4 protein-coding genes are annotated in these 6,000 nt (G+C 44.0%); 3 read left to right on the plus strand and 1 reads right to left on the minus strand.

All coding sequences use genetic code 11. From position 1 onward, the window contains the following. The first annotated feature begins 213 nt into the window (after positions 1-213). Positions 214-1,935: a hypothetical protein gene (locus RIC07_RS30340; protein WP_446397764.1), complete on the plus strand. Its 1,722-nt coding sequence runs from the start codon at positions 214-216 to the stop codon at positions 1,933-1,935. A 401-nt stretch (positions 1,936-2,336) separates the two neighbouring features. Further along, entirely contained in the window at positions 2,337-3,752 is a 1,416-nt protein-coding gene (gndA, locus tag RIC07_RS30345) for an NADP-dependent phosphogluconate dehydrogenase (protein WP_446397765.1), read from the plus strand. A gap of 336 nt (positions 3,753-4,088) precedes the next feature. Here gndA and iscB read toward each other — a convergent pair whose 3' ends face one another. Further along, entirely contained in the window at positions 4,089-5,405 is a 1,317-nt protein-coding gene (iscB, locus tag RIC07_RS30350) for an RNA-guided endonuclease IscB (RefSeq protein ID WP_446397766.1), read from the minus strand. Positions 5,406-5,698: 293 nt separating this feature from the next. On the opposite strand from iscB, the gene RIC07_RS30355 reads away from it, so the two are divergent. After that, the coding region (locus tag RIC07_RS30355) for a hypothetical protein (RefSeq protein ID WP_446397767.1) at positions 5,699-6,000 on the plus strand (302 nt) is incomplete at its 3' end.

Consider the following 6,000-nt stretch of genomic DNA (forward strand, 5'->3'; position numbering starts at 1 on the left):
ACTCTCAACCATCAAATCGAATTTTGTCTGACAACTTAAGTTTTTCACCCAAATGGGTGACCTAAAAGCATGATGTCAGAAATGATATTACCACTTATTTTATAAGTAGTACCTTTCAACGTTAGCAGGATTACAAGCCTACAAAGTCAGTTGCTATATCTGAACATTTGAGCAACAACCATATAAGTAACAGGAATTACCAGGGCGTAAACCATGACAAAAATTGCCTTAAACCTACTTCAGTTACTGTTGATTCTCTTGACCTATTGTTTTCTGATCTACCAAGTCTGGCGAAAGCAAAAAAAGTTATTGAAAAAATGCGCCTCCCTGAATAATGGTATGAGGCACTGTTGTGTCAAGTACTTCAAACAGGATAAGTCAAGGAGGATTCCCAATTTCTATAGAATCAGCAAACCCGTAGTTTTAGAATATGGTTATAATCGCGGTCGTTGTTTGATCCAGGAAGGAAAAAAACTCAAAGAAACGCTTCAATTTAATACTCAACAAACAAAAATAATCTTATTCCATGCAAAATCACAATTAGTTCAGTTACCGAATTTAATTAGATTTACCTCTGAAAATTCCGAAGATGAGAGTGTTAGCTACGCCAATTATTACTTTTTCGCCACTAATCCATTTGGGCGACCTGATAATCAAAAAACCAAACAACTCTTTGCCCAACTTGAATTTATTTTCAAGCCTGAAGGCGTCAGAGTTGTCAAGCAAAAACCCTGGATAAAAATTTTATCCTACCTCTGTGTCATTGTTGCGATTGGCAGTGTTTTCTTTGCCATCAATAATGGTTATCGTGCCGCGTTACAACATGGACCAACCCTAGTTGCGACGACCAAGCAAGGTGAGGTTTTTACTGCCACCAGTCACTATCTTTATCAGTTCGATGCTCAAGGTCAAGTTCAAAATCAATACTCCCTAGAGACTTTAGGTATTAAAGATTTAACTGATCTTTATGCCCTTGATCAAAATCAATTATTAATTGCGGATTGGCAGCAAGGAAACATCCAACGATGCCAACTTGACCAAAGTCGTTGTGATCCATTACCCAGTTTTCAGCATAATTCCCCAGAGTCTCCCATGTTTAAGGGAGCATTTAAATTTGTGGTTGATGCTAAACACAACCTAATTTATGCGACAGACGCCGGATGGCATCGCTTACTAGTTTTGGATCAAGAAGGGCGAGAACTTGAAAGTACACGAGGCAAAGATTTATTGCTCTGTTATCCCAATGGAATAACTCTGAATAACGACGGAAAATTAGTTGTCGCCGATAGCAATAATTTGAGAATCCTCACCTGGTCAACGAATCGCCAAGGGCTGAATCTCATTCCCGATCAATCGATTGATATGATTCAATCCCCTAGACCAGAAATTCGCTGTACTCCACAGGAAGAGCCACGCAGCGAAATACCTCTAGTGCGACTTTTTCAAGCCCAATTCGAGAGGGATATGGAGTACGAATTAAAAGGAGACGCGATCGCCTTAGAACCAGCTCACGAAGGTCGAGTTTTTCCCATCTTTTTGCAGCAAGATAACCAAGGGTTTTGGTGGGTATTGGTTGGGGATCGTAACTTTAATCGGGATGACCTGTTACGCTTTGATCCAGACTGGCAAAATCCGATTCTGGTTAATCTACCGGGTTCAGAGGATATTTCCCATATCGCCGTCGGATCAGATCAGCTAATTTTGACCCAACCGAGTCGCTATCGTTTATTTTCAGTCTCTTTAAATGATCTCACTGTTAAGCCCTTTGGTGATGACAGATTTGAGGCGATGATGCAACAAGAACAACAGGCAAAATCCAATTTATGGTTGCTTTACCTGTTCAGTTTATTGGTTCCTCTGTTAGGATTATTCGGCTTAATTGTGTTGGTCATTTTCGATCTGCAACAACAATGGGCTGATATTATTAAGTCTTAGGCTAAAGGTAGTACATGATTAAGCGTTTGCCGTCAAGATTTAATATTTTCCCCACACCCCACACCCTACACCCCACACCCCACACCCCACACCCCACACCCCACACCCCACACCCCACACCCCACACCCTGTCTCTACCAAGGTGTATTGCACCCAATCGAGAAGTGCTTAAAGCTTCTGGGCTTCGTACTTAATTTTTGGCAAGAATGTGCCAGCCCCTACAAAAATCCTGCCTTCTGCCTTATTTCCACCTCTAGCAAGATTACCAGGTTTGAGATTTTAGGTACTCTACTTGGGGCATACTCGTAATGCAAAGTTTACAAGATTCCGCCGCAGAGCAGGCTACCCTGTAGGGGAAATAAACACGATTACACGTTCAATTACATTCTGACGAGAGATATATGACACAACCAAGCTTCGGAGTCATCGGTTTAGCTGTGATGGGAGAAAACCTAGCGCTCAATGTGGAAAGTCGCGGGTTTCCAGTGGCGGTGTATAACCGGACTAGCTCAAAAACGGAAGACTTTATGGCAAAGCGTGCCTCGGATAAAAACGTCACCGCCGCCTATTCCCTGGAAGAGTTTGTCAAAACCTTGGCACGTCCCCGCAAAATCCTGGTTATGGTTAAAGCTGGCAAACCGGTTGATATTGTTATCGATCAACTTAAACCTCTGCTTGAACCGGGCGATATGATTATCGATGGCGGGAACTCCCTCTACGAAGAAACCGAACGCCGCACTAAAGACTTAGAAGCCACCGGACTCGGTTTTGTCGGGATGGGGGTCAGTGGTGGCGAAGAAGGAGCGCTCCATGGTCCTAGCTTGATGCCAGGAGGCACGGATACGGCGTATCAAGAGTTAGAACCGATTTTGACCAAAATCGCGGCTCAGGTGGATGATGGACCCTGTGTCACCTATATTGGTCCTGGGGGTGCAGGTCATTATGTGAAGATGGTGCATAACGGGATTGAGTATGGCGATATGCAGCTCATTGCCGAAGCTTATGATTTGCTCAAACATGGCTTAGGATTGGATCACAAGCAGCTTCATCAGGTGTTTTCCGAATGGAATACGACCGATGAGCTAAATTCCTTTTTAATTGAAATTACGGCGGATATCTTTAAGTACATTGATCCGGATACAAATCAGCCTCTGGTTGATTTGATTCTGGATTCTGCCGGACAAAAGGGAACTGGACGCTGGACGGTGGTTAGTTCTCTGGAATTGGGTGTACCGATTCCCACGATTTATGCGGCGGTGAATGCGCGGGTGATTTCGTCCTATAAACAGGAACGGGTGACAGCAGCGAAGGAGCTCATCGGGACGACGGGTAAATATGAGGGAGATAGCCAAGCGTTTATCAATAAAGTCCGTGACGCGCTTTATTGCTCAAAAATGTGTTCTTATGCTCAAGGCATGGCATTGTTGGGTAAGGCTTCGGAGGAGTTTAATTACAACCTGAATTTGGCAGAAACCGCCCGGATTTGGAAAGGGGGTTGTATTATTCGGGCAGGATTCCTGGATAAGATTAAAAATGCCTTCAATGAGAATCCAAAATTGCCGAATTTATTATTAGCGCCGGAGTTTAAGCAAACCATTCTGGATCGCCAAGATGCATGGCGGGATGTGCTGGTGGCTTCTAATCAGTTGGGAATCCCGGTTCCAGCGTTTAGTGCGTCATTGGATTACTTCGACAGCTATCGGCGCGATCGCTTACCGCAAAACTTGACCCAGGCACAGCGCGACTACTTTGGCGCTCATACTTATGAGCGAACCGACAAGGAAGGGGTTTTCCATACCGAATGGGCGCAGTCATAGAGATATGATCCGCGTCGGTTAAAACTGACAGCTTGCACCATTTTTAGTCAGCCCCGACAGCCGCCCGTAGCCCGGAGTTCAAACTCCGGGCTAATAGCTTAAGTCCATTAAAATGGACTAATACAGCGCTTTTCAATTAGGTGAGGTACACAGACAGACTGGAATTCTTTTGTAGTCGTCTTTAGACGACTTGAACTTTTAGCCTTGGGTTTAAACCCAAGGCTGTGTTTTTTGACTTAAACGACTGGATAACTAGATGGTTATCTCCATCTGAGATGCGACAAGGGGACTCCCGTTATACCCGAAGCGGGTTAGCGGGAGGGGAATTGCCGCCAACTAATAAATTGTCCGATAGGGCATCAAAAGAAGTGAAGATTGATATTCATAACCGTCAGCCTTATGAATGGTTTTTAAGTATTTGGGGTGTACATCAAATTTTTGAGTTGGTAGTTGCAAAACAAAACTAGGTCTAAATCGAATGGCAATTCGACCAACGTACTGACCCGCAAACTTGCCTGTTGGAACATCAGCTTTAACAATGTCCCCTGTTTGAAATCCTTGGAAAGACTTAGCCTTTGGAGCATGAGCCTTTGGAAATCCAAATTTATCAGGACGACAACGTTGTCTCGTGCCATGCCCTTTAGCTGCAATTAGCAAAGGTTTTATCCCTAATAGAAGTAGCCGTTCCGGTGTGGATGCACCTACGCAAGCTGCATCAGTCCAGTGATGTTTTTCAATTCCTCTAATCTTACGATTAAACTTTGTCCGACCACCGGAGCCTACCTCTACTGATAGTCCTGTTGATTGAAGTCTTCTGTACAATTCCCATCGGGTAGCATTAACCGCTGTTGCATCCTTCAATGGTGCTTTTGCACTCCGGAGTATCTTCTTGAGTAAGTCAGGTTTTTTCTTGAGGAACTGCTCAATCGGTTTGTTCCCCTTGGCTTCATTGCACTTACGACAAGCCAGTGTTAAGTTACTAACACGATTACTCCCTCCTCTTGATTTGGCAACAATATGCTCAATTTCTAAAGGGACATTTTCAATGCTACAGTAAGCACAGTTTCTTCCCCATTTGGTGAGCAAATACTCTTTAACCTCAAACCCAAATAACTCACCCCTTTGATACTCAATCCCGCTAATTTCAGGATTTTGCATCTGTTGAAGGTCAAATCGAACTAATTCGGTGGAAATTGCGGTGACTCGGCAGAGTTTTCTAATGCGCCTTACCCAAGTCTCAATATTGGCGATTCGACTTTCAAGAGAAGGTGGTAGCCAACCCTGCTTACGAGTGCGGTTTAAAAAGCGTGGCTTACGGTAACGAGTTTTACGGTTACGACGACCTCTTCTTAATGCTCTCCTAGACTCAAGAGCATTTTTAACCTGTTGCCCTCTGTGAGAGATTTCCAAAGCGTTTGTTACACGCCCGGTTTGCTCTTGAACAACAGCAATACCTGTCACTTTGCTGCCAGGGTCAATTTTAATTCGGTGAGGGTGAACTGTAGAATTCTCGACACTTCTATCTTGCAGAACAATAGTGAACGGATATCGTTTGTGAACATACGCCCTCATGCAGCTTAATAGTTCTCTTGCCCGTGCTGGATGACAGGGGTCAAGAGGTTTGAGATTTTTGTCTAGTACGAAAACTCGCATTACTTTGAGTCTCTCCTTTCGGGTAAAGTTTGCCTCGACAATGTTATTTGAACTTGTTAGGTACAACTCACTGGCTTAACTCATTACACCTGTTTAAAGTTGTACGAAAGAGCTGAAAACTGGCACGTATTCTCAGGTTTCATGATTCAAATAACGTAGTGATTTAACACTTAGTCTGGTCAACTAGAGCTTTTTACAAGCTCCCGTCATACCCGTAGGGTTGACGGTGAGTTGTTGACGGGGTTGGAAGTTACTGGGATTCCCCCTTCTGAATCCTTGCCAACCCCGTAGTGATGATTTATCTGACTCCAAACTTAGTCGTCATCGTCATCGTCGTCATCGTCATCATCGTCGTCATCGTCATCATCGTCATCATCGTCATCATCGTCATCGTCATCGTCATCATCGTCATCATCATCGTCATCGTCGTCATCATCACCGATGTCGGTTTGGTCTCCAGTATCGATATTGGTTTCATCATCGACAGTGTTGGTGTCACCCGTATCGATATTGGTTTCATCATCGACAGTGTTGGTGTCACCCGTATCGATATTGGTTTCATCATCGACAGTGTTGGTGTCACCCGTATCGATAT

Origin of the sequence: Coleofasciculus sp. E1-EBD-02, from assembly GCF_040218245.1 — a bacterium.
In the GTDB taxonomy this organism is placed as follows: domain Bacteria; phylum Cyanobacteriota; class Cyanobacteriia; order Cyanobacteriales; family Coleofasciculaceae; genus Coleofasciculus.

Excerpts from the sequence above, each read along its gene's own strand:
- gndA (WP_446397765.1), top strand. The coding sequence starts at position 2,337 with ATGACACAACCAAGCTTCGGAGTCATCGGTTTAGCTGTGATGGGAGAA.
- RIC07_RS30340 (WP_446397764.1), top strand. The coding sequence starts at position 214 with ATGACAAAAATTGCCTTAAACCTACTTCAGTTACTGTTGATTCTCTTG.
- iscB (WP_446397766.1), bottom strand. The coding sequence starts at position 5,405 with ATGCGAGTTTTCGTACTAGACAAAAATCTCAAACCTCTTGACCCCTGT.